Source organism: Paenibacillus artemisiicola (assembly GCF_017652985.1).
Lineage (GTDB): Bacteria > Bacillota > Bacilli > Paenibacillales > Paenibacillaceae > Paenibacillus_Z > Paenibacillus_Z artemisiicola.
Window position 1 is genome coordinate 249,207 of sequence record NZ_JAGGDJ010000002.1, and the last position, 26,646, is coordinate 275,852.

20 protein-coding genes and 1 pseudogene are annotated in these 26,646 nt (G+C 58.7%); 17 read left to right on the forward strand and 4 right to left on the reverse strand.

Annotated elements, in window-relative coordinates; translation table 11 throughout:
* Nucleotides 1-17: 17 nt before the first annotated feature.
* Both I8J29_RS34390 and I8J29_RS04390 read right to left on the reverse strand, forming a co-directional pair.
* On the reverse strand, nt 18-1,484 hold the full coding sequence (locus I8J29_RS34390) for a sensor histidine kinase (RefSeq protein ID WP_208846452.1): 1,467 nt from the start codon (nt 1,482-1,484) through the stop codon (nt 18-20).
* Nucleotides 1,474-2,172 (reverse strand): response regulator transcription factor, encoded by a 699-nt coding sequence (locus I8J29_RS04390; protein WP_208846453.1) that lies wholly within the window; start codon nt 2,170-2,172, stop codon nt 1,474-1,476. Before I8J29_RS04390 ends, I8J29_RS34390 begins: the two co-directional genes overlap by 11 nt.
* A gap of 352 nt (nt 2,173-2,524) precedes the next feature.
* On the opposite strand from I8J29_RS04390, the gene I8J29_RS04395 reads away from it, so the two are divergent.
* Entirely contained in the window at nt 2,525-3,163 is a 639-nt protein-coding gene (locus I8J29_RS04395; RefSeq protein ID WP_208846454.1) for an HD domain-containing protein, read from the forward strand.
* A 15-nt stretch (nt 3,164-3,178) separates the two neighbouring features.
* Complete coding sequence (locus tag I8J29_RS04400) at nt 3,179-4,165, forward strand: oxidoreductase (RefSeq protein WP_208846455.1); 987 nt, start codon at nt 3,179-3,181, stop codon at nt 4,163-4,165.
* Nucleotides 4,166-4,316: 151 nt separating this feature from the next.
* Here I8J29_RS04400 and I8J29_RS04405 read toward each other — a convergent pair whose 3' ends face one another.
* Nucleotides 4,317-5,222 carry an AraC family transcriptional regulator gene (locus tag I8J29_RS04405; protein WP_208846456.1) on the reverse strand — a complete coding sequence of 302 codons (906 nt, stop codon included), beginning with the start codon at nt 5,220-5,222 and terminating at the stop codon, nt 4,317-4,319.
* 186 nt (nt 5,223-5,408) lie between these two features.
* Between I8J29_RS04405 and I8J29_RS04410 the strand changes: the two genes are divergently transcribed.
* Both I8J29_RS04410 and I8J29_RS04415 read left to right on the forward strand, forming a co-directional pair.
* The gene (locus I8J29_RS04410; protein WP_208846457.1) at nt 5,409-6,386 is read left to right on the forward strand and encodes an oxidoreductase; all 978 of its coding nucleotides are present in this window, start codon (nt 5,409-5,411) and stop codon (nt 6,384-6,386) included.
* Between the two features lie 129 nt (nt 6,387-6,515).
* Nucleotides 6,516-7,218 (forward strand): annotated as a pseudogene (locus I8J29_RS04415) (aldo/keto reductase).
* Between the two features lie 113 nt (nt 7,219-7,331).
* Here the strand turns inward: I8J29_RS04415 and I8J29_RS04420 are convergent.
* A complete protein-coding gene (locus tag I8J29_RS04420) occupies nt 7,332-8,648 on the reverse strand; it encodes a glycoside hydrolase family 16 protein (RefSeq protein WP_208846458.1) in 1,317 nt (438 codons plus the stop codon).
* Between the two features lie 380 nt (nt 8,649-9,028).
* Here I8J29_RS04420 and I8J29_RS04425 point away from each other — a divergent pair, with 380 nt between their 5' ends.
* The 13 genes from I8J29_RS04425 (at nt 9,029) to I8J29_RS04485 (ending at nt 26,629) form a co-directional block, all read left to right on the forward strand.
* On the forward strand, nt 9,029-10,468 hold the full coding sequence (locus I8J29_RS04425) for a PAS domain S-box protein (RefSeq protein WP_208846459.1): 1,440 nt from the start codon (nt 9,029-9,031) through the stop codon (nt 10,466-10,468).
* 99 nt (nt 10,469-10,567) lie between these two features.
* A complete protein-coding gene (locus I8J29_RS04430) occupies nt 10,568-11,548 on the forward strand; it encodes an NAD(P)H-quinone oxidoreductase (RefSeq protein WP_208846460.1) in 981 nt (326 codons plus the stop codon).
* Between the two features lie 195 nt (nt 11,549-11,743).
* Nucleotides 11,744-13,234, forward strand: coding sequence for an ABC transporter substrate-binding protein (locus tag I8J29_RS04435; RefSeq protein ID WP_208846461.1), 1,491 nt, complete (start codon nt 11,744-11,746; stop codon nt 13,232-13,234).
* Nucleotides 13,235-13,383: 149 nt separating this feature from the next.
* Entirely contained in the window at nt 13,384-14,130 is a 747-nt protein-coding gene (gene map / locus I8J29_RS04440; protein ID WP_208846462.1) for a type I methionyl aminopeptidase, read from the forward strand.
* A gap of 234 nt (nt 14,131-14,364) precedes the next feature.
* Nucleotides 14,365-15,306, forward strand: a complete 942-nt coding sequence (locus I8J29_RS04445; protein ID WP_208846463.1) for a VanW family protein — start codon at nt 14,365-14,367, stop codon at nt 15,304-15,306.
* Nucleotides 15,307-15,414: 108 nt separating this feature from the next.
* Nucleotides 15,415-15,858, forward strand: coding sequence for a cell wall hydrolase (locus I8J29_RS04450; protein WP_090643430.1), 444 nt, complete (start codon nt 15,415-15,417; stop codon nt 15,856-15,858).
* Nucleotides 15,859-16,146: 288 nt separating this feature from the next.
* Entirely contained in the window at nt 16,147-16,767 is a 621-nt protein-coding gene (locus tag I8J29_RS04455; protein ID WP_276316244.1) for a PadR family transcriptional regulator, read from the forward strand.
* Between the two features lie 64 nt (nt 16,768-16,831).
* Complete coding sequence (locus tag I8J29_RS04460) at nt 16,832-17,737, forward strand: alpha/beta fold hydrolase (protein ID WP_208846465.1); 906 nt, start codon at nt 16,832-16,834, stop codon at nt 17,735-17,737.
* A gap of 578 nt (nt 17,738-18,315) precedes the next feature.
* Nucleotides 18,316-20,598: a helix-turn-helix domain-containing protein gene (locus I8J29_RS04465; RefSeq protein ID WP_208846466.1), complete on the forward strand. Its 2,283-nt coding sequence runs from the start codon at nt 18,316-18,318 to the stop codon at nt 20,596-20,598.
* Between the two features lie 215 nt (nt 20,599-20,813).
* Complete coding sequence (locus I8J29_RS04470) at nt 20,814-22,373, forward strand: DUF3502 domain-containing protein (protein WP_208846467.1); 1,560 nt, start codon at nt 20,814-20,816, stop codon at nt 22,371-22,373.
* A 266-nt stretch (nt 22,374-22,639) separates the two neighbouring features.
* On the forward strand, nt 22,640-23,557 hold the full coding sequence (locus I8J29_RS04475) for an ABC transporter permease (protein ID WP_208846468.1): 918 nt from the start codon (nt 22,640-22,642) through the stop codon (nt 23,555-23,557).
* Between the two features lie 22 nt (nt 23,558-23,579).
* Entirely contained in the window at nt 23,580-24,473 is an 894-nt protein-coding gene (locus I8J29_RS04480; protein WP_208846469.1) for a carbohydrate ABC transporter permease, read from the forward strand.
* A gap of 65 nt (nt 24,474-24,538) precedes the next feature.
* Nucleotides 24,539-26,629, forward strand: coding sequence for a hypothetical protein (locus I8J29_RS04485; RefSeq protein ID WP_208846470.1), 2,091 nt, complete (start codon nt 24,539-24,541; stop codon nt 26,627-26,629).
* Nucleotides 26,630-26,646 lie beyond the last annotated feature (17 nt).

A 26,646-nucleotide genomic window follows, 5' to 3' on the forward strand; every position in this document is an offset into this window, starting at 1 on the left:
GGCTTTTCGCGCGCGCCTTACGAAACCGAGGTTCCATAGGCAGGGAAAACGAGGCGGAACAAGGTGCCTTCCGAATCGGTGCGGACGAGCGCGATGGAGCCGCCTTGCGATTCCGCGTATTTCTTGGCCAGCGAAAGGCCGAGACCGGTACCGCCGATTTCGCGCGACCGGTTCCGGTCGACGGTGTAGAACGGCTCGAATATTTTGTGCGCGACTTCATTCGGTATCCCAATGCCCGTATCGGCGATTTCGATGACGACCCGCTCATCGGCCAAGGCCGTCTTCACGAAAATGCGGCCCCGGGGTTTGTTGTACTTGACGGCGTTGTCGAGCAGATTCACCAGCACGATGGAGAGGAGTTCCTTGTCGGCATCGACGTAAGCCTCCGCCAGCTCGGTCTCCGCCGTAATGCCGAACTTTTCCATTTTGCCCTGCAGGCTGTCCAGCACCTTCCGCATCTCTTGCCGTACGTCCAGCTTCTCCTTATGGAATTCGAATTCGTACCGCTCCAAGGCGGAGAGCTGCAGGACCTTCTCGACCATCTCGTACAGCCGCTGCGTATCGCCGAGGATGTTGGTTTTGGCCGTCTCCAGCAGCTTCTCGTCATCGGGGTACATATCCAGCAGATCGAGATAGGATTTAATGGAGGTGAGGGGCGTCTTGAATTCATGGGTAACGTTGCCGATGAACTGCTTCTGCTGCTGATCGAGCTGCGATAATTTGCGAACCGCCAAGGCCAGCTTCTCCCGCTCCTGGTCCTTATCCTGCATCGTCTTCATGATTTGCCGGCTCATCATGCGAATCCCTTGGCTGAGCGCTCCGATTTCGTCCTTGCGCCGGAGCACGGCGGGAGCCAGGTTGCCGGCCCGAATCTGATCCACCATCCCGTTCAGCTTGATAATGCCGCTCGCGAACGAATTGAAGTAGAAATAAGCGAGGATAAAGCTGAGGATAAATACGCTTGCGCCGATGTAGACGAACAGCTGCTTGATCTGGTTGTAGAACGCCAGGTTGCCGGCCAAGGAATCATAGAACCGAATGACGCCGACCTGCCCGCTGCCGATTCGCAGCGGGGCAAAGTAATAGAACGAGTCGTTCTCGATCAGATAGGCGGTTTTGTCGCGGAGCGCGAGGTCAAGCGTCTGCCGGATGCCGTCCGACGCCGCGAGCGCCGGATTCGAACTGAGAACGGCGCCCTTCGAATCGTAGAGCGCGACCGTTTGCCCCGTAATCAGTTCCAGCTGCTTGGCGAAATCCCGGCCTTTGGCGGCTAGATACGTTTGCGGAACCTTGTTGGACTCCCCCATCAGCGTTTGAAAAAAATAGACGTTCGCGGTTGCGGCCTGTTGCGAGAAGTAGCGTTCCAGCTGATCCCGCTGATTCTTCTTGATGCCTTCCAGCACGAGCAGACTAAGGATGAAGACCGTAAGCAGCAGCAGGAAGGCCAGAAAGACGCTGAACTTCAGCTTGATGCTAATTCTCACGGTAGCCTCCCAAGGTTTTGTAGCCGACGCCGTGAACGGTTTGAATCATTTTGCCGGATGCTTCCCCGAGCTTCTTCCGCAGCCGCTGGACGTGAATGTCGACGGTTCTCGTGCCGCCGATGTACTCCAAGCCCCAAACCCGATCGAGCAGCTGTTCCCTCGTGAATACTTGATCCGGGCTGGCTAGCAGCAGCGTCAGCAGATCGTACTCTTTGGGCGTCAGGTCCAGCATCCTCGTGCCGGCGAAGGCCGTCCGCTTGTTGAGCTGAAGCACGACGCTGCCCAGCGAGAGCTCGGTCGCTTCTTGTTTTTCCTCCGCGGCTTGCATCCGCCTGAGCAGGGATTTCAGCCGCGCGAGCAGCTCCCGCATGTCGAAGGGCTTGGTCATGTAATCGTCCGCGCCCAGCTCCAGCCCCAAGACTTTGTGGACGATGTCTTCCTTGGCCGTCAGCATTATGACGCCCATGCGCCGGCCCTTGTCCCGCAGCTTCTTCAGAATCTCATAGCCGTCCGTGCCGGGAAGCATGACGTCGAGGATCAACGCGTCGGGCTTGAAGAGCGGCAATCTGTCGAGGGCCGCGTCTCCGCGATGGACGACTTCGACGAGATAGCCTTCCCGTTGCAGCGCATAGGCGATGGCTTCCGCGATTTTTTTCTCGTCTTCGATAACCATGATTTTGTCGCTCATTGAAATTCCTTTCGTTCACTAAATCGTACGGTCTCCCGTTTATCTTACCATAGTTGCAGGTTGCTTTTACGCGTAAAGAGCGCGGAAAGCGAATAGCGAAATAGATTGTAACTGAATGAGTTACAATCATCAATCTAAGGGACGGCAGCTTGATTGTCAACCGCGATTAACTTCCATATCGGAGGGAGACCGGCGCGAGGCGACTCAAGCATAGCCGCTCCGGATAAAGGGGACGCTGGAGGAAACAGGGGATCATGCATGCCGTCGATCATCCTCATAGAAAGGCCCCCATTGATCGCCGATCGCGGAACGCCTAGTATGGGTTTAACGACATCTTAGGAGGTTATGAACCATGACAACGTCAATCGCAGACATTAAAATTCCCGACAGCAAGCTGGCCGTCGAAGCGGCCGAACTCTTGCGCGAGCACGGCGACGATCTGCTGTGGAACCATTCGAACCGGGTATTTCTGTTCGCGTCGCTCCAAGGCAATCTGCAGCAGACGAAGTACGACCCGGAATTGCTATATATCAGTTCCCTCTTCCACGATTTGGGCCTGACGCCCGCGTTCCGCAGCCCGGACAAGCGTTTCGAAGTCGACGGCGCGAATGCCGCGCGCGATTTCCTGCGAAGCCGCGGCGTTCCGGAAGAATCGGTCCGGCTGGTGTGGGATGCCGTGGCCCTGCACACGTCGATCGGTATCGTCGAGTATAAAGAAGCCGAAGCGGCGCTCATGAATTTCGGCGTCGGTTACGACGTCGTCGGGAAGAATTTCGAGCTCATCCCGGACGACGTTCGCCGGCAAATCGTCGAAGCGTTCCCGCGCAACCAGTTTAAACAAAACATCCTGAACGCCTTCTTGGAAGGCTTCAAGCATAAACCGGAGACGACGTACGGCACGATTAACGCCGATATATGCGAATTGCTCCTGCCGGGCTACCAGCGTCCTAACTTCTGCCATCACGTGCTTCATTCCAAATGGGAAGAATAACGGGAGGCCATGCACATGTCGAATCGAAATCCACTTGCGCGCCAGACGCCGCTTCACTCGGGATTCGGACCTCGAACGACGGCCAAGGAAGTCTTGGGCGGCCGGGACCTGACCGGTAAAGTCGCGATCGTGACGGGCGGCTATGCCGGGCTTGGGCTGGAAACCGTCAAGGCGCTTGCTTCAGCCGGCGCGACGGTTATCGTGCCCGCTCGCACGCCGGCGAAAGCGCAGGCCGCCTTAGGGGGAATTCCGGGCGTGGAGCTGGAGCGGTTGGAGCTCATGGACCCCGGCTCCATCGACGCGTTTGCCGAGCGATTCCTCGCTGCCGGACGACCGCTGCATATCCTTATCCATTCCGCGGGTATTATGGCGACGCCGCCGATGCGCGATTCCCGGGGCTATGAAGCCCAGCTTGCGACGAACCATCTGGGCCACTTTCAGCTGGCCGCGCGGTTGTGGCCGGCGCTGAAGAAGGCGGGAGGCGCCAGAATCGTATCGGTCTCGTCCCGCGGGCATCAGCTCGGCGGCTTTGACTTCGAAGACCCCAACTTTACGGCGCGGGACTACGAGCGATGGGCTGCTTACGCGCAATCGAAGACGGCGAACGCCTTGTTCGCGGTGGCGATGGACAAGCGCGGAGAACGGCATGGCGTACGGGCCTTCGCCGCTCATCCGGGCACGATCATCACGAATTTGAGCCGTTACATGACCGAGGACGAATTGCGGGGCATCAGCGCGTTGAACGAGCGGGGGGAGCGCGTCTTATTCACGTACGACGACGAATTCAAGACGATCGAAGAAGGCGCGGCCACGTTGGTCTGGTGCGCGGTTCATGCGCAGCTCGACGGAAAGGGCGGCGTCTATTGCGAGAACGGGGACATTGCCGTCCTAACGTCCGCGCCTTTCACGCCCGGGGTATACGAACGGGCCGTGAACGACGAGGACGCCGAACGGCTGTGGACGTTGAGCGAGCGATTAACCGGCGTGCCGTTCGTCGTGTGAGCGGCAGCGTTCGAGCGATTCAGGAGAACCGCGATATCAGGTATGACTTCATAGGAAAGAAGCAGCCGGCCCATCGGGGCCGGCTGTTTCATTGTTGGATGCATCCGATACGAAGCTGAGCCGGCCGCCATCCTCATAATGGCGCGGCGCGTTACCCTTCCGGCATCCTCAGCCGTTTGATATCTTGAATCGGCGACAGGCCGAACATTCGGGCATACTCGCGGCTGAATTGCGAAGGGCTCTCGTAGCCGACTTGAAAGGCGACGTCCGCGGCATTCGACGATTCGGAGAACAGCAGCCGTCGCGCGGCCTGCAGCCGCAGCTGCTTTTGAAACTGGATGGGCGTCATGGCGGTCACCGCCTTGAAATGACGATGGAGCGTCGGAACGCTCATATTCGCCTGCTCCGCAAGCGCCTCGATGCGAAACGCTTGGTTGTAATGCTCCTTAATATGGTCAATGACCGCTTTGATCCGAAAAGCCGCGCCGCCTTCGACGGCCGATTGCGCCAGCGCGCCGCTGTGTTTCCCCTGAAGCACGCGGTACAGGACTTCCTTGATCAGCAGCGGCGCCATGAGCGGGATATCCGCCGGCGCGTCCAGCAACCGCGTCAATCGCGTCACGGCATCCAACAGCGGCGCGTCCACCTCGCTGATGAACATGCCGCGTTTCGCTTGCTCTTGAGGGGCGGGCCGGATGCCGGATTCCTTCATGACCTGCAGCACTTGCTCCGGCGAGAACTCGAGTTTCAGCGCGAGATAAGGGGCGTCGGGAGAAGCTTCCGTGATCTGGCTGATGACCGGCAGTTGAACGGACGCGACCAGGTACTCGGCCGGGCTGTACGCATAACTGTCCCGCGCGAGCAGGACTTCCTTCCGCCCTTGAAAGACAAAACAAACGGAACGCGCGTGAACGCCGTGCTTGGGCTCGGTCGCCTGATTTTCGCGAAAGAAGAATAGCGACGGGATCGGAGTCGGGTGCACGCCGTTCTGCCGTCCGGCGAGCCGATCGATCATGCCCGCGAGCGTCTCGCGAAGTTCTTGCGTTGGTTGGGCCATAACATTCTCCTGTTAACGTGTCGTTTGAGACTCATCATAGTATACGCGGGCGGTCGCGCGCAAACGGGCGTGATAGGATCGGGCAATCATTTGAGGGAATCGTGATAACGCCCGGCGGTTCATCTGTCGCATAATGAAGAGGCTCGAGATGAGCCAGACGATAACGAATCACGGAGGAGATAGAGCATGACAACACCGCAAGCACCAATCGGCTCCGGTTTCGGAGCTTCCGCGACCGCAGCAGAAGTCATTCAAGGCATTGATTTGACCGGCAAAAACGTGATCGTCACCGGCGGATACTCCGGCATCGGCCTGGAAACGGTCCGCGCGTTCCGCTCCGCCGGCGCCACGGTCATCGTGCCGGCCCGCGATATCCCGAAAGCGAAGGCAAGCCTCGCCGACATGCCGGACGTCGAACTGGACGCCATGGATTTGCTGGATCCCGCTTCTATCGATGCGTTTGCTTCGCGATTTCTTAGCCGTTTCGATAAGCTCCATATCCTCGTCAACAACGCGGGCATCATGGCGACGCCGCTGGCGCGCGATGAACGGGGCAACGAATCGCAGTTCGCGGCGAACCACCTCGGCCATTTTCAGCTCGCCTGCCGTCTGTGGCCCGCGCTCGTTCGCGCGGAAGGCGCGCGCGTCGTAGCGCTCTCGTCCTATGCGCACCGGCGCGCGGGGATCGACTTCCGCGACTTGAACTTCGAGCGGCGCGAATATAACCCCTGGGCTGCCTACGGCCAAGCGAAGACGGCGAACGCCCTGTTCGCCGTCGCGCTGGACGCCATCGGGCAACCATACGGCGTGCGCGCGTTTTCCGTCCATCCGGGCGGCATCGCAACCGATCTGCAGCGGCATTTGACGAAGGCCGAAATCGATACCCTGGACATCCTCGATACGTCCGGCAAGCCGATTATCGATCCCGACAACAACCGGAAAAGCCCCGAACAAGGAGCGGCCACCAGCGTGTGGTGCGCGACGAGCCCGATGCTGGACGGCATGGGCGGCGTGTATTGCGCGGATTGCGAGATCGCAAGGGCGCTGCCGAGCGACGATTCGACAGAAATGCATGGCGTGCGGCCTCGCGCGGCCGATCCCGTCGCGGCAGGCCGGCTGTGGCAGCTGAGCGAGCAGCTCACCGGCGCGACGCTCGCTGAATAACGACGGGCAGCGCGCTGTCCGGCCACGCAGACATGCAAAACGCGAGGCAGAGGACTGTCGCAATACAACCGATAACGAACTGAAACCGGCGGCGAACGGACATCCTAATCACAAGGGGCGTGAACGGTTATGAAAAGCGTGGATTTGGGACCGCGTAACTTGAAGGTGAGCCAAATCGGCTTGGGCTGCATGGGGATGAGCACGTATATATACGGTCCAAGCGATGACGACGAAAGCTTGTCTACCCTTCGCCGGGCCATCGAACTCGGCGTCACGTTCTTCGACACCGCGGAGACGTACGGCATGGGCCACAACGAACAATTGCTGGGACGCGCGTTTGCCGGCATCCGCGAGCGCGTGGTCGTCGCAACCAAGGTCGGCTTCGGCTTCACGGACGACGGCAAGGTCAAGGTCGTCGACGGGAAACGCGTCGTGGACGGCAGGCCGGAGCATGTCGTCCGAGCCATCGAAGGCTCGCTGCGCCGATTGCGGACGGAATACGTCGACTTGGCGTACCTTCACCGCATCGATCCCTCCGTCCCGATCGAGGAGACGATCGGGGCGATGAGCAAGCTCGTCGCCGACGGCAAGATCGGCCATATCGGATTGTCCGAAGCCGCGCCGGACACAGCTGGCATTGGCGTGGACGATCGCCCAGGGCTGCGTGCCGATTCCGGGCACCCGCCGGATTGCGAATTTGGAGGAGAACGCCGCTTCGGCGGAGATCGCGCTAACGCCGGAAGAGATGGCCAAGCTGGACGAAGCCGCGCCCGTAGGCATCGCGTCGGGCGATCGATACGCCGCGGACAGCATGGCGCTGGTGAATAAGTAACGACGATGAGCCGAGGAGGCGAACGTGCCAGACGAACGGACGAATCGAACCGCAATCAAAAAGGATGAAGCGAATAGCCGCTTCATCCTTTTCTTTTCCCTGCGGAGCAGGCATTAATTCTTCACGTAGACCCGGAAATAATCGAGGCTGAACTTCGCCGGGAACGTGGCGGCGGTCGGATTGCTGTTCGGGCTGCCGCCGATCGCCAGGTTGATCAGCACTTGCGGCGCAGGGCCGAACCAAGCGAAGTTGGAGCCTTTGACCATCGTGCCGTCGACCCACTTCTGGATTTCGCCTTCTTTCCAGACGAGCGAGTACGTATGGTAATCGGCCGAGAAATCGGTGCCCGGATGCCAGACCCATTGATTCGTCATGATGTTGTAGTAATTGTCGCCGACGCCGGAGCCGTGATCGTAGCCGGTCCAGTCGTAGTGGTTCTGCGTCGGGGAGTTGAAGAATTCGAAGATGTCGATTTCGGACGCGGTCGAGCCCGTTCCGCCGGGCGAGTACATCCAGAAGGCCGGCCAGGTGCCGACGCCGTTCGGGATCTTGGCGCGCAGCTGGAAGACGTACGTCTTGCCGTTCGACGGATAGAACGTCTCCTTCGTCGTGATTTGGCCGCTGCTGATGCCGCCGTCATAGACGCCGCCGAGATTCGCGACGGCCGTCAAGTCGAGCGAATTGGCGGTCAGCGCGTGATTCGTCGCATTGATCGGCTGGTAGCGCTGCCACTCGTTGTTGATGACCGTCGTGCCCGCGATGCCGTAGGCATTGAAATTGGTCGAGAGGGAGGCCAGGCTGTTTACGTTGCGCGAGGTGCCGAACGAATAGTCCTTGTAGAGCGTATAGCCGGCCAGACTCGGACCTTCGGACGAGACCGGCGACGTGCCGTCCGAGACGATCAGCTGCGGCGCGTTGGCGCCTTCCTTGGACGCGAAAGCGACCTCGCTTCCGGCCGCGGCCTTCAAAATGACCGAGTACGTGCCGTTCGCCGTGACGAGCGCGTTCACGCGGAACGAGTACGTCGTGCCGGCGACGAAGGTCGTGTTCTTGGAATCCAGCAGCGTGCCGACGGCGGGCTGATTATTCCAGGCCAGGTTGGACTCCGTCCACGTAGTGTTGCCGGTTCCCGCGTATGCGCCTACCGTTGCCGTCCCGCCGGTGACGCAGGTTACCTTCAGGATCGCGTCCTGAATCGTGCCCGCGCCCCCGGCCGTGAATTTCAAATACGCTTTCTTATCCTGCGAGCCGTAGACGGACAAGCTCGTCGCGGAGCTGCCCATGAACGTCGTGCCCCACATCCAAGCATCGTCGGAAGCGGTGAAGGAGAGCGATTTGGCGTTGGCATCGTTGCCGAAAGCGATGAACAGCACGGCCGCCATGACGGCCGCCAAGAAGAGCTGAAACGCAGGCTTCAACCTGTTGGTCATGTCAATTCCTCCTATTCGAGATGGATAATCGCCGAACGGTTGCGCAAGTTCGCCTCCTTTCCGAAGTCGAATGCTCGCTGGTCGACCATGATGCCATGAACGGGAAGCACGTCTAGTGTATACGAAGCGGGGCGGAGAAGCAGCGATATAATGTGACTTTATTGACGTTTTTGATACAACATGGAAGGCGCGGGCCGCCGCATTCGGGCAGCCGCCGGGGAACATAGGCAAGCGAACATCCCGCCAGGCAAGGCGGTTTCCGTTATACAACCTTGAATAATCCGTTCGATTCCGTTATAGGTATAACTGAATATTGCTGTTATAATGCTTTATTAGGTTCATCCTTTTTAGGAGCTAAACGCCTCAAGCTGGAGGATAACATGGTATCTCAACTCAAGGATCACAGTCTGTTCATACGCGCATTCGAGACATCTCCGATCGGAATGGCTCTATTGGCCGCGGATGGCAGCGTGTTGATGACCAACCCGTCTTTATGCCGCATGTTAGGCTATAACGAAAGCGAATTAATCAAGCTTGGCGTTTCCTCCGGCACCCATCCTGACGATTTAGAGGCGGATCGGCATTTATGGCGTCAATTGGTACGGGGCGAAAGGGAGGGCTATCGGCTCGAAAAACGATATGTGCATCAATCCGGGTCCGTCACGTGGGGGGACCTGCACGTGACGGTAGAAAGGAATTTCCGGGGAATCCCCGGGGATGACCTATTCATTGCCCATCTCATCGATATCACCGAACAAAAAAAGAAGGAAGAAGAGTTCAAGAAGATCGAAGAGCTGCACAACCTGATATCCGAACATTCGCAAGACGTTATTTTGCGTTTAACGCCCGAAGGAATGATAGCCTATGTCTCGCCTGCCATCCGCAGCCAGCTCGGCTATGAGCCGGAAGAACTGATCGGGCAATATGCCTATGAATATTGGCATCCGGAAGATCAGAAAGGCGGCTGGTTAAGGCGGGGGAATACGGATCAAGCGGATAGCCGGATCTTCGTCTATCGTCTTCGGCATAAGAACGGCCATTATATCTGGCAAGAAGCGCATTCCAAAAAAATAAGGAACGCGGCGGGCGACATTCAACACGTGATCAGCATGGGGCGCGATATTACGGAACGGGTGCATGCCGAAGCATTAATCCGCAGGTCGGAGAAGCTGTCCGTCATCGGCGAACTCGCGGCCGGGATCGCCCATGAAATTCGAAATCCCTTGACCAGCCTGCGCGGATTTGTGCAGTTGTACCGGAAAGAGGATCTTGAAGGCACAAAAAAACTGCGCAACGATGTCATGCTGGCGGAAATCGATCGCATTAACGAAATCGTGAGCGAGCTATTGGTGCTGGCTAAGCCTTCCAACGAGGTCTATGAGCTGCGGGACGTGGCGTCAATATTAAATCACGTGACGCGATTATTCGAAGGGCAGGCAAACCTGTACAACGTGCAAATCAAGAAAGAGCTGGATCCCGATATTCCGCTTATTCTGTGTCAAAGCAGCATCAATCAAGTCTTTATCAACGTGCTGAAGAATGCCATCGAATCCATGCCCGCCGGCGGAGAAGTGACCATAAGCGCCAAACGAACGCGCGATTGCCTGACCATTCGAATCCAAGACGCGGGATACGGCATCCCGCAGGAGGAAATCGCGAAGATCGGCAACCCGTTTTATACGACGAAGGAATCGGGAACGGGGCTCGGATTGATGGTGTCCATGCGGATCGTTCAAAATCATCGGGGGACGATGCGTATCGAAAGCGAAGTGGAGAAAGGGACGATGGTGGAAGTCGTATTGCCGATTTCTTTCGAATAGATGCCGCCGCTCCGGGGGATAACACGATCGTCATGCGCGATGACCATTCTTTCCTGCCAGCGCAATCATTGCCCTGGCAAGGCGCGAAGGAGGATAATCATGAAAGCCATTCTTGTAGACGAACAAACGAAGCAGCTGTACCTCGGAGAAGCCGACGAGCCGTCCGCGTCCGCCGGCGAGCTGCTCGTCTCCGTCAAAGCGACCGCCCTCAATCGGGCGGACCTGCTGCAAAAACGCGGGTTGTACCCGCCCCCGCCGGGCGCGTCCGAGATCTTGGGGCTCGAAATGGCGGGGGTTGTCGATAAAGTCGGCGCCGACGTGAAGGGCTGGGAGCCCGGAGACCGCGTGTTCGGGCTGCTGCCGGGAGGCGGGTACGCGGAACGGGTCGCCATTCCGGCCGGCATGGCGATGCGGATTCCGGACCATTTGTCGTTCGAACAGGCGGCGGCGATTCCGGAAGTCTTCCTTACCGCTTATCTGAATCTGTTCGTGCTCGGAGGCTTGCGGGAGGGCCATGACGTATTGATCCATGCGGGAGCAAGCGGCGTCGGTACCGCGGCGATTCAGCTCGTGCGCGAAGCGGGTGCCGCATCGATCGTCACCGCCGGCACGCGGGAGAAGCGCGACGCGTGTCTGGCGCTCGGCGCCGGTCTGGCGATCGATTACACGGCGGGCCCGTTCGTCCAAGCCGTGCAAGAGGCAACCGAAGGCCGCGGCGTAAACCTCGTCATGGATTTCATCGGCGCCCCGTATTGGCAGCAAAATATGGCGTCGCTTGCGACGGACGGCAAATTGATCGTGATCGGTACGATGGGCGGAAGCAAAGTAAACGAGCTCGATCTGGGCTTCTTGCTGCGGAAACGGCTGCAGGTCATCGGCACGGCGCTGCGTTCCCAACCGGTATCGGCCAAGATCGAGCTCACCGAGCAGTTCGCCCGCTTCGCGATGCCGCGTTTTGCGGACGGACGCCTGAAGCCGATCGTCGACTCCGTATGGGAGCGGGACCAAGCGAACGAAGCCCATGCGATGATGGAAAAGAACCAAAATACCGGTAAAATCATTCTTCGCATCCAAGAATAGGCGCCGGCAAACAACATCTCTTCGAGGTGTTGTTTTTTTATGCGATCGGCTTTATGGCGGCGAAGCACGATTCTTCGGAATATCGTGACATTTTGATTACAAGTCGGCGAAGCTTTGATCACATCCCTGCCTTATATTGTAAAGCGGGACAACCGCGCGATGCGCGCTAGCTTGCTCCCGGAAAGGGGTTTTACGATGAAGGGTAAGGGATTGTTCATCGCGCTCGGTCTGATCGGGCTCACGCTCTCCGCGTGCGCCGGCAATCACGCAGGCGGAGGCACGCCTTCGACGACCGGTCAAGGCGCCGGGAATAACGCCGGAGGAGGAGACGTGAAGGAAGGAAGCGGACAAGTCCCCGCGAAGGCTGCGAACGACGGGAACGGGGGGCAGAAGGAAGGCGGCGAGCCGACCGGTCCGGTGAAGCTCGTCTTCGCCACGGTCAATCCGAGCGCGCAGCTGAAGGCGTCCGTGAAGAAGTACGAATCGCTGCATCCGAATACGACGATCGAGCTGACGTATACCCAGACCGAATTCAAGGATATCGATTCCCAGGAAGCGAATATCGAGAAATACGTGACGACGACCAACGCGGCGATGCTCGCGGGCAAAGGCCCCGATCTGCTCGAGCTGGACCTGCTGCCGACGGACAAATACGCCAACCGGCATCTGCTCGTCGATCTGAACGACATGATGAAGCAGGACGCCTCGTTCGACAAGGCCGATTATTTTGCCAACGTGCTGGACAACAGCGAGATCGGCGGAGGGCTGTACGCCATGCCGCTCTCCTTCTATCTGGACGGACTCATCGGCGATGCGGACGCGATTCAGAAGTCCGGCGCGCAGATCGACGACAAGAACTGGACATGGGACGACTTCTCGGAGATCGCGAAGCAGCTCGCGCAGAAGGACGGCAATAAGACGGTGCTTCTCAGCAGCATGGCGTACATGCTCGACGAGATGTTCAGCGAGAATTACCCCCTGTACGTCGATGAGGCGAGCCGGCAAGCGAAGTTCGATTCGCCGGCGTTCACGGGCATGCTGCAGCGGATCAAGACGATGTTCGACGAAGGGATCGCCAAGCAGGCCGATCGCGGCGTCGGGAAGGGGTCGATTCCTACTTATTTCCAGGAAGTACCCATTCAATCGTTAAGCGATTATTTGTTCATGATGGATTACTACGACGGACATGCCAAGCTTTATACGAAGCCGCATGCGCCGGAGCTGGGAGCGGGGGGGTACTTCCAGGCGAACCAGACCGTCGGCATCAACGCGGGCTCGCCCTTCAAGGCGGAAGCCTGGAGGTTCATCGCTTTCCTCGCAGCCGAGGAGGCGGCGACCGTGCCCGCGGATAACACCGCCTCCAGCTACTCGATCAGCGACATCTCCTTTGCCGGCTTCCCGATCAGCCGGGTTGCCTACGACAAGCAGGTCGAGCAGTTCCGCAAGGCGGGGACCCTCACCACCGTGCCGAACGGTCCCGCCGACGGCATGACCGTCAAAGCCGACGGAGCGCTGCTCGACCAGCTCGACGACTACTTGACGGGCGCGGTTCACGCCATCGGCAAACAATCCCGGGTCGGCGAGATCGTCTCCGAAGAAGGCGAGTCCTTCTTCAAGGGCCAGAAATCGGCGGAGGACGTCGCCAAGCTGATTCAAAACAAAGTCAATTTGTATCTCAATGAATGAGAACGCGAGCGGAGGTTAACGAAAAGCAAGCGAAAGGCGGCCGATCGGCATGACCGGCTGTTCGGGTTCGTTCGGTAACGGACGGTCTAACGGCGCACCTCTCCTTTGTGATAAAATGGCGTTATCACGAACAAACGGAGGGCAATGCGGTGACAATCGGATCTCAAAACGACGTGGACGGTCTGAAGGAAATCGGCAAAATCGTGGCCATGACGATACGCGAAATGAAACGAAGCGTACGTCCCGGAATGACGACGCGGGAATTGGACGCCATCGGAGGGCAGATCTTGGATCAGCACGGAGCCGTGTCCGCGCCGAGATCAACGTATCGTTTCCCCGGCCATACGTGCATCAGCGTGAACCATGAAGTCGCGCACGGCATACCGGGGGATCGCAAAATTCAACCGGGCGATTTAATCAACATCGACGTCTCGGCCGAGCTTGGCGGGTATTTCGCGGATGCGGGGCACTCGTTTCCAATGGCTCCGTACGATCCGGCATTAACGCGCCTCTGCCAATACGCGCACGATACGATGATGAAGGTGATTGCTTCCCTCAGGCACGGCGTGAGATTGAACGAAATCGGCAGGATGATTCAGTTCGAGGCGCAAAAGGGCGGCTATAACGTGATTAAGAATCTGTGCAGTCACGGGATCGGCCGAGCCTTGCACGAGGCTCCGCAAGAAATTCTTCCCTACTATAACAAGCACGATAAACGCGTCCTGAAAGAGGGCATGGTCATTACGATCGAGCCGTTCTTATCCACCGGCGCCGGTTATGCCGTCGAACGGCAGGACGGATGGACGATGGGCGTGCCCGACAATAGCTTCGTGGCCCAGCATGAGCATACGATCATTATTACAAAGCATCAGCCCGTGATCGTGACCGTCGCTTAGACGCGCAAAGGCTGCCGCCAACGCCCGACGAAGCCATAATCGCAGCCGATCAATCGATCGGCTGCTTTTTGTTGCTGAGGCATAGCTTTCCGATTCGAGGGCATACTACATCCTAAAAATTGGGATAAGTCCGGGCTTCCGCATAACGCCCTTGCGCGATAAGCGCGGCTAAGCGAGAACGCCGCAGAACTACCCAATGGCAGTTTGAACAATCGACGAAGTGGAGAACGCCTAATGAAATGGTTATGGATTACGGGCCTTATGCGGCTCTTGCAGCCGGGCATCGATGACGGGCAGCCCGACGAACAGTTATCCGTGGGGCTTCGCGGGCAGAACGCCGTCGTGATTCATCGTGCCGACTACGCGTCGCCCGGGTTCACCATGGTGGATTTGGACAAGTTCGACCGGCTTGTCGAGCAGTTGAAGCGGCGGAGCTATGAAGCGCCACGCAACGCGGTCATCGGCGATCACGGCGGAATCGTAGCCGAACAGCTCGGCTACCGGCTCGACCAGGGGCTGTTTACCGAGAAGTTCTACGCGTACTTCTACGGCACGGGACCATCCGCGATGGACGCGCCGCTTGCTCCCGTCTATCCGCGGGTGGATCGCGAGCTGCTGGCGGAGATCAAGGAGAAGCCCATTGGCCAATACGCCACGTATTACAACAGCCGCAACAAGAACCGTTCGCATAACATCCGGCTGGCGGCGCAGGCGATCAACAATACGGTCATTTTTCCGGGGGAAACCTTCTCGTTCAACAAAGTCGTCGGCGAGCGCACGAAGGAAAAAGGGTATTTGGAGGCGCCCGTCATCGTGAGAGGCGAATTATCCGAGGGCATCGGCGGCGGGATATGCCAGGTGTCCTCCACGCTGTTCAATGCGAGCGACCGTGCGGGGCTGCAGATCGTGAAGCGCTATTCGCACAGCCGGAGCGTGCCGTACGTGCGCTCGGGCCGCGACGCGACGGTCAGCTGGAACGGGCCCGACTTCGCCTTCGAGAACCAATACAATCAACCGATCCTGATCCGCGCGCTGGCGGTGCCCGGCAAATTGTACGTATCCATCTATTCCTCCGACGTCATCGAATACAAACCGCGCAACGTGCCCGGCATGACGTTCGGCGAGCTGCCGGAGGAAGTGCCCGCATCGGCGGGGGACGGCGGGCGGCTCCCATGAGCAAGCCGGGTTAAAATGGGCGATTTACGGCCGCTCTCGATTCCGCCGGTGTCACACTTCCGCTTCGCCTACAATATGATGAGTCTAGAAATCTAAAGAGGTGAGGCAATGGCAGTCGTAAAAGCCCGGAAACAGGACATCGATATGCTGGCAAGGTTGCTTCGGGCCGAAGCCGAGACCGAAGGCGAGATGGGCATGCTTCTGGTCGGAAATGTCGGCATTAACCGGATAAGAGGGAATTGCTCCGATTTTAAAGGCATTCGCACGATTCCTCAAATGATCAATCAGCCGCATGCGTTCGAAGCGCTGCAGCATGGTTTGTATTATCAAGGCGCGCGAGACAGAGAGCGCCGTCTGGCGCAGCGCGCCGTGAACGGGGAGCGGAATTGGCCGGCCAAATTCTCGCTCTGGTATTTCCGTCCGGGTTCGTTCGAGAATCCCGGGCCGTGTCCGCCGACGTGGTATGATCAGCCGTTCGCGGGACGTTGGAAGAAGCACTGCTTCTATGAACCGACCGGCGAGGAATGCGAAAACGTATATAATACGTTTTAATCGGCAATACGTTAAAGCGCGGGCGCTCTCCGAAGCGGCTTAACGGCAACGGGACGAGAACATCCGCGCCATGCGAAAACCGCGTTCGACGCGGTTTTTTTCTTTTGTCGCATCAGGCAGCCGTCCGGAATGGATCGGCTGTCTTTTTCGCGTTAAAGGGCGTTTTCGCTCCGTCCGAAGCGCGATCAACCGTTTAGGTTCCGGTACATAAAGATAAGGCGGGGAGGATAGGGATATTTCGCTGGAAACCATTGACATAGTCATTATATGAATAGTAATATTATGACTATGAAGAACAAACCTAACAAACCGCAGCGATCGCCGCTGGCTTTAGCGGTGCTCGCCCATTTAGCCGAAGAACCCATGCACCCTTACGGAATGCAGCAGCTGATCAAAGAAAGAGGAAAGGATGAGGTCATCAACGTCCGTCAGCGTACCGGCATTTATCAAACCATCGACCGGCTGCTCAGAGAGGGGCTCATTTCCGTTCAAGGCACCTTAAGCGAAGGCGGGCGCCCCGACCGAACCATGTACGAACTGACCGAGGCAGGAAGCGAGGCATCGAAGGAATGGCTGCGGGAGATGCTTGCGGTCCAATCGCGGGAATATCCGGATTTTCCCGCGGCCGTCTCGTTCCTCACGCTGCTGGCGCCCGATGACGTTCTGCGTCAATTCGAGAAAAGGGAAGCCGCGCTTCAAGAAACCGTCGAACGCATGGATGCGCAGCTTCTGCGGTACAAGGAGACCGTTCCCCGGTTGTTCATGCTGGAGGCGGAATACGGCCGTGCCGTGGCGGGCGCCGAGCTGGAGTGGCTGCGCGCCGCGATCGATGACTTCCGCTCGGGCGAGCTGTCCTGGAATGAAGAATGGCTGCGCGATGTAGCGGAGCGGCTCCGCGGTTCGCAGTAACATGGCCGGGAAATGATTAACGCGGTTCAATAAAAGGGCAACTTCTAAGGAGGCGTTTGGAAGGATGAATGCAACCGTAATGCAATCCCCTGCGACGGCGATGGAACAGAAGACCTTTTCGCTCGGTACTGTTTCATCCGGTGACGGCACGCCCATCGGTTATCGGCAATTCGGTCAGGGACCGGGCTTGGTGGTGATTCACGGGGCCAATTTGTCTTCGCAGCACTTCATGACGCTCGCGGAGCGGCTGGCCGACGCGTTCACGGTCTACGTGCCCGATCGCCGGGGACGCGGTCTCAGCGGACCCTTCGGCGAGCCGTACGGAATCCGGAAGGAAGTCGAGGACGTGGAGGCGCTGCTTCAGCAAACGGGTGCCCGCTATGTCTTCGGGATCAGCTCGGGCGGTCTCATCGCCCTCGAAGCGGCGCTCGCCTTGCCGGCGATACGCAAAGTTGCCCTTTACGAACCCGCGCTGCTGATGGACGCGAAGCGGACGGAATGGTTGGCCCGTTACGACGAAGAGATGGCCCGGGGCAAGACGGCCGCCGCGCTCGTGACGTGCTTGAAAGGCCTCCAGCTCGGCGGTGCTGTGCTGAACGCCATCCCTCGGTGGCTGCTCGAGTCCATGACGAATAAGATGATGGCGGCGGAGGACAAGAAGGCGAAGGCGGGCGACGTCACGATGCGCATGCTGGCTCCGACGCTGCACTATGACGGGCGGCTGCTGGCGGAAATGACCGGCAAGCTGGACCGGTTCAAGTCCTTGAGCACCGAAACGCTGCTGCTGGGGGGCAGCAAAGGCTTGCCGTACCTGAAGCCCGCGCTTCAGGCTTTGGAGCATGCGCTGCCCCGGGCCGCGCGGGTGGAAATGCCCGGACTCGATCACGGCGGGGCGTGCGACGTCAGCAATGCCAATCGAGGCGGAAAGCCGGAATTGGTGGCGCAGGAGCTAAGACGGTTCTTTGCCTGAGCGGGCAGGTTTAAATCGACTGCAAGAAACGGAAGAGCCGCGCGCAGCGCGGCTCTTTTTGATTTTATCGCTTGAGGAGGATCGCATGTTCGTACATAATCGTAGTCAATTTGTATAGGATCCTATACAAATTGACTACGATTATGTCGATCGCGGCCGTCTTTCGCGCGCAAGTGGAGTCTATCTTTTACCTGGTGGGGGAAGGGGAGCGCCATGAACCATAAATCGAACAAAATATCCGTGCTTTACTTGCTATTCATGATGGCCATCGGAGGCGTCGGCGGGTTTGTGCTGACCAGCGATTCGATTCCGCGTTCCGACGCGGCAAAAGGGCCCGGCGAGTCTGCTATCATCCTGTTTCGCTATTCCAAGAGATCGCGCAGCGCGGTCTTTTTTTGTTGCGTCGGCATGCATGCGGGCCGGGATCCTAAGCCGGGGCGAACCGCCGCCTCGGCGGCAAGGCAGCCGCGCGCGCCGCGAGGTAATAGAACCCCCGCGATTGGAATAAATTTCATAGGAGACAAGGTCGGGCGGTTATCCGTCATCGAACGGAAGCGCGAAAGCGGGGGGAGATCGGAATGTGGAGCCGGGTGCTGCCGAGGAAGACGTATGTTCGGCTGTTTTTATACGCCTGCATGGCCGTTTGCGTCCTTACCCTGGCGTTCACGATGTACTTAAGCCGCTTGTTCGTGCAAAGCACGATGAACGAAATCGACGCGTCCAATCGGGACAAAATGCAGCAGGTCGTGCAAACGTCGGAATTCACGCTGCAAAAATTGCGCCAGTTCGCGCTTCGGGTGTATTCGGAAGAAAACATCGCGCTCTGGCTGAACATGACCCCGGACCGGTATTCGCCGTTGTCGTTGTACAAGGCGGCGGCCAGCGTGCGGGAATTCGTGAACAGCGAACCGTTTATCCAAAGCATCAGCTTGTTCAATTTCAAGATGAATCAAATCTACGCCTCCTCGGATGCCGGTCTCTACACGGTGCAAGATTACTTCGACCCCGCGATGGTAGACGCGATCCAAAGCGAAGGGACGACGCCGTACCTGCAATTCTTCGACCATGCCGTTCAAGGCAAATCGTATCTCGCGCTTGTCGTGCCGGCAGCAGCCGGGCCGAACCGGAACTACAGCGGCTACGTATCGATCCTCTTCAGCAAGCCGCTGCTGAACGAGCATATGCTCCAAATTTCCGGGCGGGACCAGAACAAGCTGATCGTCGAGAACGCGGACCGTGCGTTCATTCTCGGCAATGCGGACGCGGAGCTGGCGTCGGCGCTGGCGAAGGCCGAGCGGCCCGCATCGGACGCGCCGAGCCGGAAATGGACCGGCGGCGGAGGCACCTGGTCGATCCAAACGGCGGAATTGCCGATCGAAGGCTGGAAGGCGTACCTGCTGTCGCCGATCTCGGCATGGCAGGCCAAAATCGATCGCATCCGGTTCGATATCATCGCCGCTTCCGTCGTCCTTGTCTTTGCGCTGCTGCTGTTTCTGTATTGGCAATCGTACCGCCGGCTGAAGCCGATCAGCGACTTGACGGCGCGGCTGCAATCCAAGCTCGGGCCCGAGGAGCCGACCGCGCAAGCGGGGAATGCCGGCAACGAGATCGCCTGGCTCGATTCCCGCTTCGATACGCTGGTCGGCCGCCTCGAGCAGCAGGACTTGTCCCTGAAGAGCAGCAAGGCGCTGATCAAGGACGATCTCTTGCGGCAATGGATCCTCGGCTCGAAAGCTTCCGGCCCGGCGGCGCACTATATCCGGCATCAGACCGGGATTCTTCGGGCGGGGACGTTCCGTATCGCGGTGATCCGTCTGGAATCGTACGGACGGTTCGCGGAAGACTACGATTTCGCGTCGCGCAAGCTGCTGCGTTACGCGCTCGGGAACCTGATGGCGGAGGTGCTGGCCAACCACGATTTCGCCGCGGAGACGGTCGATTTCGGCTCCGATCATATCGTGGCGCTGATCGCCGCTTCCGCCGCGGACGAAGAGAGCCGCGTCCTTGAAGCGATGAAGGACGTGCGCGCTCAAATCAAGCGCTGGCTGAAGCTGGATCTGCAGGCGGCGGTCGGGCCCGCGCTTGGCGAAGGAGCCAATCTTCAACCGGTCTACGACCGCGTCTACGAATTGACGCTGCTGGCTTTCCTGTGCGACGAAGACCGGGTATTCACCATGGACGATCTGGAGCGGTATCGGGCGGAGGAAGGCAGCGGCCCGGACGAACGGCTGCTGAAGCAAGCCATTCATGCCGTCCGCCTTCGGAACGCGGACGCGCTGGCGTCCGAGCTGGACAGCCTTACCCGGCATATGCACGGGCTCGGCTACGAAGAATGCAAGCTGCAGCTGACCCATATCATTTATTCGATTATGAAGAGCTTCAAGAACGCGGGTACGCTGCAAGGCATGAAGAGCATCCATGCGTTCCTGGGGCGATTCTCCACGATCGGCGAAGTGAAGGCCTGGCTGCTGCAGGAGCTGCTGCAAATGATGGATCGGGAGCGACCGCGCAGCGGCTCGGCGCGGAAGGAAGAATTCGTCTCCGAAATGGTCGAATTCGTGCGCAATCACCTGCACAATCCCATGCTGTCGGTCGACGATATCGCCGAGCATGTCAACCTGTCCGTCAACTATGTCCGGCAAATCTTCAAAGAACGCTATGCGCTGTCCTTGTCCGACTATATTACGGACCAGCGGATCAAATATGCGATTCACCTGCTTACGACGACCGATTGGACGGTAGCGGATATTACGGAGCAATCCGGTTTTCAAACGAAAAGCACCTTTTTCTCGCTGTTCAAGCGGGCCACCGGCATGACGCCGGGTCAATACCGACAGGAGCAAGCGAAGCCGGAGCGTTGACCGGTCCAAGCATAGCGCGGACGTACCCGGCTCATTCCCACAATCGCTACGGTCTTCTTCCTCAAGATCCGAACCGTTCGATGAATACCGTACTGTACCGAATGCCCGGGAGCCGGGTATGATCGAACACACGAGCCGGACCGGCGGACCCGCGAAGCTTCGCCTTCCGCATGCCGCAACCGCCGTCCGGCGAATCGATGGGGAGGGGCTAGGCTATGAGATTCGGTAGAAAAGGATTCGTGCTGGCATCGTGCGTGCTCGCGGCGGCGTTGACCGCCTGCAGCAACAACGGCAACGGCAACGGCAACGGGAACGGGAACGGCAACGGCAACGGCGGGACGACGCCGCCCGCCGAAAGCGGCCAAACGCCGGATTCCGGAGAGGGAACCGCCGTGAAAGCGGTGACGCTCAAAATCATGTTTCCCGGAGATCCGCCGGCGAACTGGGACGAAGTCAAGACGGAGATGGAGAACCGGATGGCCGGCTCGCTGAACGTGAAGCTGAACGTCGTGTTCATCCCGTGGTCCGACGTCCGCCAGAAGCGCCAAGTCTCGCTGTCCTCGGCGGAGGACTACGATCTGATCTGGGACAACAGCCCCGTGCAAAATATCGCCGCCGGGCTTTACGAGCCGTTGGACGCGCTGATCGATCAGTACGGGCCCGACATCAAGGCCGTCCGCTCGGCCGAGCAGATGGACGCGAACAAGGTGAACGGGAAGCTGTACGCGGTGCCGCTTGAGGTGAATTTCATCCGTCCGTGGACGTTCGTCATCCGCAAGGATATTCGGGAGAAGCTCGGCGTCGGACCGATCACCAAATACGACGAGCTGATCGACTTCATGTACAAGGTGAAGGAGAAGGAGCCGGGCTTGACGCCCTATATTCCGAACGGCACCGAGCATATCGGCTTGAAGCTGGCCGGGATGCTCGACCCGACGGCCAATCTGGCGTCCGTGCTCAGTTACCCCGGCTTGTACACGAAAGGGAACGACGGCAAAGTGTATAACATTTTCGACGACATGGACCCGCTGATCATGAGCACGTTCGAGCAGAATTACAAGCTGTACCAGGACGGCATTCTGGCGAAGGACGATCTTACGCTGCGCAATTCGGAGTTCCCGAAAGGCAAGGCGGCGGTATCCACCTTCAATGATTTCGGGGTCAACCTCAGCACCCGCACCACGCTCGAAAAATCGGTTCCGGGCGCGACCGCGGAGGCGTTCACGCTGTACAGCCCGGATATGAAGCTGAATTCGACCTACAAGGCGGGCAATTTCATCGCGGTTCCGGTCGTCAGCAAAAACAAGGAGCGCGCCGTTCAGTTTCTCAACTGGCTGAACCAGAAGGACAATTACGATTTGCTGGCCTATGGGATCAAAGGGAAAAACTGGGAAGAGGCGGGCGAAGGGCTGTATAAGCCGATCCAGGCGAATCCGTATGCGGGCATCCCGTTCGCGTGGGGCTGGAACCCGAAGCTAGACCGGATCGACGCCAGCTTTCCCGAGGACGTGATCGCGCTGAACAAGTGGCAGCGGGATCCGAGCTATTTTACGCCGGATATTCTGGCGGGCTTCACGTTCGATCCGAGCCCGGTCGCGAACGAGGCGGCGCAGCTCGCGAACGCGGGCAGCGAGTTCTACGATCCGATCGTGATGGGCGTGACGGAACCGAACGAAGGGCTCGCGAAGTTTAAAAAGGCGGCGTACGGCGACGTGAAAAAGGTGCAGGCGGAGGTCCAGAAGCAGCTGGACGCTTATCTGGCAGCCAAGAAGTAAGCGGCCGCGGGCCGCCCGAAGGAAAGGTCAGTCTCGGCCTGCGCGTCCGTTCGTTCCCTGCGGGAACCGCGGACCGCGGGCCGAGACTTTTTTGGCCGGCGAACGGCCGGACATCGCCGCGGTAAAATCCGTACGGCCGCCAGCGATAACATTCCTACCGCCGGCGAGTATGGCCGTTCATACTCATCGTTACTTTCAGGACTGTCCCCGCGCGCGGTTGTCGCTTACGATGCAGGCAGAGCCATCGCGAAAGGAGGGAACCGATCATGGGAGTATGGCGCGAGCTCCGCAAGAACAAATGGCTTTACGCCATGGCGCTCCCCGTCGTCATCTACGTGTTCACGTTTTCCTACGTGCCGATGTCGGCCCATCTGCTGGCGTTCAAGCAGTTCATTCCCATTAAAGGGTTGTGGGGCAGCGAGTGGGTCGGACTCGATAATCTCCGGTTCTTTTTCACCGGCCCCGACTGGCTGGGCGTGACGGTGAACACGATCTATCTGAACCTGCTGTTCATGGCGGCCGGCACCGCGTGTTCCTTATGCATCGCGCTGCTGCTGAACGAAATCCGGCATGCGTACTTCAAGAAGGTGACGCAATCTCTGGTCATCCTGCCGCATTTCATCTCCATCGTGGTCGTGAACCTGATGGTCCTGAACTTCTTCAACGGCCAAGACGGCATGATCAATCGGATGTTCGGCCAGTTCGGCGCCGATCCGGTGTATTGGTTCCAGACGCCGGCCGTCTGGCCGGGTCTGCTGACGCTCATCTTCGTCTGGAAAGGCGCGGGATGGGGCTCGATCATCTACTTGGCCACCTTGACCGGCTTCTCGGAGGAATACTACGAGAGCGCGCGAATCGACGGCGCCAATCGCTTGCGGCAGCTCTGGCACATTACGCTTCCCCTGCTGCGGCCGACCATCATCGTGCTTACGCTGCTGGGGCTGGGACGCATCTTTTACGGCGATTTCGGCTTGATCTACGGCATTATCGGCGACAACTCGCTGCTCTTCGATTCGACGGACGTCATCGATACGTATACGTACCGTTCGCTCCGGTCGACGAATATGAACAGCTACAGCAATGCCGCCGCGGTCGCGCTGTTTCAATCCGTCATGGGCTTGCTGACGATTCTCTTCTTCAATTGGGTCGTCCGCAGGGTCGACAACGATTCGAAGCTGTTTTAGTTCCGGATAAGGAGGCATGCCCATGAGGGGGAATCGATCGCGGCCGGCGAAGCCGCGCGATGCGTCCCAGCTTGCCGTGTCGGCGGTCGCGTACGCGTTCATCGGGGCGTTCGCCTTGCTCTGCTTCATTCCGTTCTGGCTGGTCTATATCGGCTCGTTCACGGCGGAAAGCCAAATCGTGCAAGGGTTCCGCATGCTCCCGACGGCTTTCTCGCTCGATGCCTATCGGTTCCTGTTCGAGGGGAGCCAGGTCTATCGCAGCGGCTTCGTCTCCGTATTCATTACGGTTGCCGGTACGGCGGCCGCGGTGCTCATGACGGCGATGTTCGCTTACGTAGCCGCGCATCCGAAGGTCAAATACCGTTATGCGCTGTCCTTCTACATCTATTTCACGATGCTGTTCCCGCCGGGCCTGGTCGGCTATTATTTGCTGATCTCCAACTGGCTCGGCCTGCGGGATTCGCTGCTCGCCTTGCTGCTGCCGCTGTTGTTCTCCGCCTTCAATGCGTTTCTCATGACGTCGTATTTCCGCACGCTGCCGTTTGAGCTGAACGAGGCGGCGACGGTGGACGGGGCGCACGAGCTGTACGTTTTTTTCCGGATTATTTGGCCGGTGTCCATGCCCGTGATCGCGACGATCGCGTTGTTCTACGCGCTGTCGTATTGGAACGACTGGTTCAACGCGCTGATGTTCATCGATGATTCGCATCGTCATCCGCTCCAGATGATGCTGCGCAGAATCATATCCAATTCGCAAAACCTGGATTATTTGAACACGAGCGCGAACATTCCCGTCTCCGCAACGGGGGTACAGCTGTCGACGGTCGTCGTCACGATCGGGCCGATGATCTTTTTGTACCCGTGGCTGCAGCGGTATTTCATAAAAGGAATGACGATCGGAGCGGTTAAAGGGTAGGCAAGCGAAAGAAGGTTCATTCGTTGATCTTGTTTGGTCTCGGACCATGAGAGGGGGAGTCCGCGATGCGAAGCGGGAAGAAGCGGAATCGGGGATGGGCGGGGAAGCTCCTGTTGGCGCTCGTCCTGTTGGTGCCGGTCGTCACGGTTCATCGGGAATACGCGAAAGCGGAAGGAGAGCTGCTGAAAACCGGAAACTACGCCTATAGTCTGGCTCCGGATGCGGGGCAGCTGCCGGATAAAGGAGCCGCGGGGCTTGTATCCGCGGAGAACGGCGTCATTCTGGACGGCGTGATGACCACGTATGCCGGATGGATGGGAAGCGCGACCTCCGCCGGAACGGTTCAGGTCGTCATCGACCTGCTGAAGGATTATCCGATCGGGGCCATCAACGTCGTCCTGAATTCGCCGAACAGCTATTGGGGCTTCAAAGAAATCACGGTCAAATACCGGAGCGAAGCGGAGCCGGACGCTTATTATATCGCCGGCAAGCATGCGAGGACGGGAACCGCCCTGAATAACACGGTCAATCTGCCGATGGACAACAAGACGGCCCGGTTCATCGTCATCGACATGAAGCGCTCGCAGCCCTATCAGCATATTCCGCTGACGGACGTGCAGATCTATAAAGGGGCGGGCGAAGAAGGCGCGGAGACGAGTCCCGCGTATACGCTGGAGCAAATGCAGGCCGAGCTGAAGAAGGACGCCTTGATGGCGGATAAGTACGGTCAATGGATCTATGAGACATGGGACGGCAAGGTGACGTCCGACGGGCAGCTCAGGCAGGAATACAAGGCGGAAGCCGGCGCGCTGTCGAACGTGAAGCCGGACCGGAAAACGTACGACCAATACGGCGGGATCAGAAGCGGCGGATCCTATAAAAGCACCGGTTACTTCCGGCTGCAGCAAATCAACGGCAAATGGTGGTTTATTACGCCGGACGGCTACAAATTCATCCTGAAGGGAGTAGACGCGGCGAGCATATGGGAATGGGGATACGGCACGCCGTATCACAAAGCGGACGGCACGCCGAGGCAGGTGTTCGAGGCGCTTCCCGATCCTTCCGCGTTTGCCCCGGCCTATGCCAATGACGCGAACGGCGAACGCGTCAGTTTCCTGGTCACGAACGTCATGCGAAAATACGGCGGCGACTTCGAGGCGAAGTGGGAAAGCATCACGAGGAAACGGCTGATCGATTGGGGCTTCAACGCCTTCTCGAAGTGGAGCAAGCCGCGATTCATCAAGGATTTTCCCTATATCGAGCTGCTGCAGGATCCGATGAATTTAAAGCGCATTCAATGGACCTACGACGTATTCGACCCGCAAGCGCCGTCCATCATCGAAGCGGCGGTCGCGCCGCGGCTGATGCAACTGAAGAACGACCGGTGGCTGATCGGCTATACGTACGACAACGAAGCGGGCTGGAACGCCGATATCGTGAAGACCGTCTTGACTTACGGGACGGATTCGGCGGCCAAGAACGCGTTCGTCGACCAAATCGCCGCCAAATACAATCAGGACCTCGCCGCCGTCAACGCGGTTCTCGGCACGAGCGCCGAATCGTTCGACGCGCTGAAGGCGACGTCCATTAATATCGCGGCCGTGCCGGCGGAAATCGTGTCGGACTATATTCGCCTCGCTTCCCGCACCTACTTCTCGACGATTAAAGGGATTATCGCCAAATACGACCGGCACCATCTGTTCATGGGCGCGTCGATCGTGCCGACCTGGAGAACCAGCCTCGAGTGGGATTCCGCGGCGATGGACTTCGTGGACGCGTTCTCGGTCGACAATTATACGAACGATCCGAGCTGGATCGCCCGGTACGAATCCTTTAACAAGCCGCTGCTCAACCTGGAATTCACGTTCAGCCAAGCGGCGCGCGGCTTGTCCGCGATCAACGCATCGACTAGCGTGACGAGCGCGGAAGAGCGAGGGCTGGCATTCCAAGCCTTCGTCGAAGCCCAGGCGGCGAACCCGCTGTTCGTCGGCTCGGGGTGGTTTTCCTATTACGATCAGGCCGTTACCGGGCGAAGAGACAACGAGAATTTCAATCTCGGTCTCGTCAACCAGCAGGATCAACCGTACGCGGACATGACCCGAGTCATGAAAACCGTCAACAAAGGCCTGGAAGCGGTTCACGAGAACGGCGGCTAGATGGCGCCGGACCTAAC

What these genes read in the sequence shown, in the direction of transcription:
- I8J29_RS04390 (WP_208846453.1), bottom strand. Translation starts at nt 2,172, where the DNA reads ATGAGCGACAAAATCATGGTTATCGAAGACGAGAAAAAAATCGCGGAA.
- I8J29_RS04395 (WP_208846454.1), top strand. Translation starts at nt 2,525, where the DNA reads ATGACAACGTCAATCGCAGACATTAAAATTCCCGACAGCAAGCTGGCC.
- I8J29_RS04400 (WP_208846455.1), top strand. Translation starts at nt 3,179, where the DNA reads ATGTCGAATCGAAATCCACTTGCGCGCCAGACGCCGCTTCACTCGGGA.
- I8J29_RS04405 (WP_208846456.1), bottom strand. Translation starts at nt 5,222, where the DNA reads ATGGCCCAACCAACGCAAGAACTTCGCGAGACGCTCGCGGGCATGATC.
- I8J29_RS04410 (WP_208846457.1), top strand. Translation starts at nt 5,409, where the DNA reads ATGACAACACCGCAAGCACCAATCGGCTCCGGTTTCGGAGCTTCCGCG.
- I8J29_RS04420 (WP_208846458.1), bottom strand. Translation starts at nt 8,648, where the DNA reads ATGACCAACAGGTTGAAGCCTGCGTTTCAGCTCTTCTTGGCGGCCGTC.
- I8J29_RS04425 (WP_208846459.1), top strand. Translation starts at nt 9,029, where the DNA reads ATGGTATCTCAACTCAAGGATCACAGTCTGTTCATACGCGCATTCGAG.
- I8J29_RS04430 (WP_208846460.1), top strand. Translation starts at nt 10,568, where the DNA reads ATGAAAGCCATTCTTGTAGACGAACAAACGAAGCAGCTGTACCTCGGA.
- I8J29_RS04435 (WP_208846461.1), top strand. Translation starts at nt 11,744, where the DNA reads ATGAAGGGTAAGGGATTGTTCATCGCGCTCGGTCTGATCGGGCTCACG.
- I8J29_RS04445 (WP_208846463.1), top strand. Translation starts at nt 14,365, where the DNA reads ATGAAATGGTTATGGATTACGGGCCTTATGCGGCTCTTGCAGCCGGGC.
- I8J29_RS04450 (WP_090643430.1), top strand. Translation starts at nt 15,415, where the DNA reads ATGGCAGTCGTAAAAGCCCGGAAACAGGACATCGATATGCTGGCAAGG.
- I8J29_RS04455 (WP_276316244.1), top strand. Translation starts at nt 16,147, where the DNA reads ATGAAGAACAAACCTAACAAACCGCAGCGATCGCCGCTGGCTTTAGCG.
- I8J29_RS04460 (WP_208846465.1), top strand. Translation starts at nt 16,832, where the DNA reads ATGAATGCAACCGTAATGCAATCCCCTGCGACGGCGATGGAACAGAAG.
- I8J29_RS04465 (WP_208846466.1), top strand. Translation starts at nt 18,316, where the DNA reads ATGTGGAGCCGGGTGCTGCCGAGGAAGACGTATGTTCGGCTGTTTTTA.
- I8J29_RS04470 (WP_208846467.1), top strand. Translation starts at nt 20,814, where the DNA reads ATGAGATTCGGTAGAAAAGGATTCGTGCTGGCATCGTGCGTGCTCGCG.
- I8J29_RS04475 (WP_208846468.1), top strand. Translation starts at nt 22,640, where the DNA reads ATGGGAGTATGGCGCGAGCTCCGCAAGAACAAATGGCTTTACGCCATG.
- I8J29_RS04480 (WP_208846469.1), top strand. Translation starts at nt 23,580, where the DNA reads ATGAGGGGGAATCGATCGCGGCCGGCGAAGCCGCGCGATGCGTCCCAG.
- I8J29_RS04485 (WP_208846470.1), top strand. Translation starts at nt 24,539, where the DNA reads ATGCGAAGCGGGAAGAAGCGGAATCGGGGATGGGCGGGGAAGCTCCTG.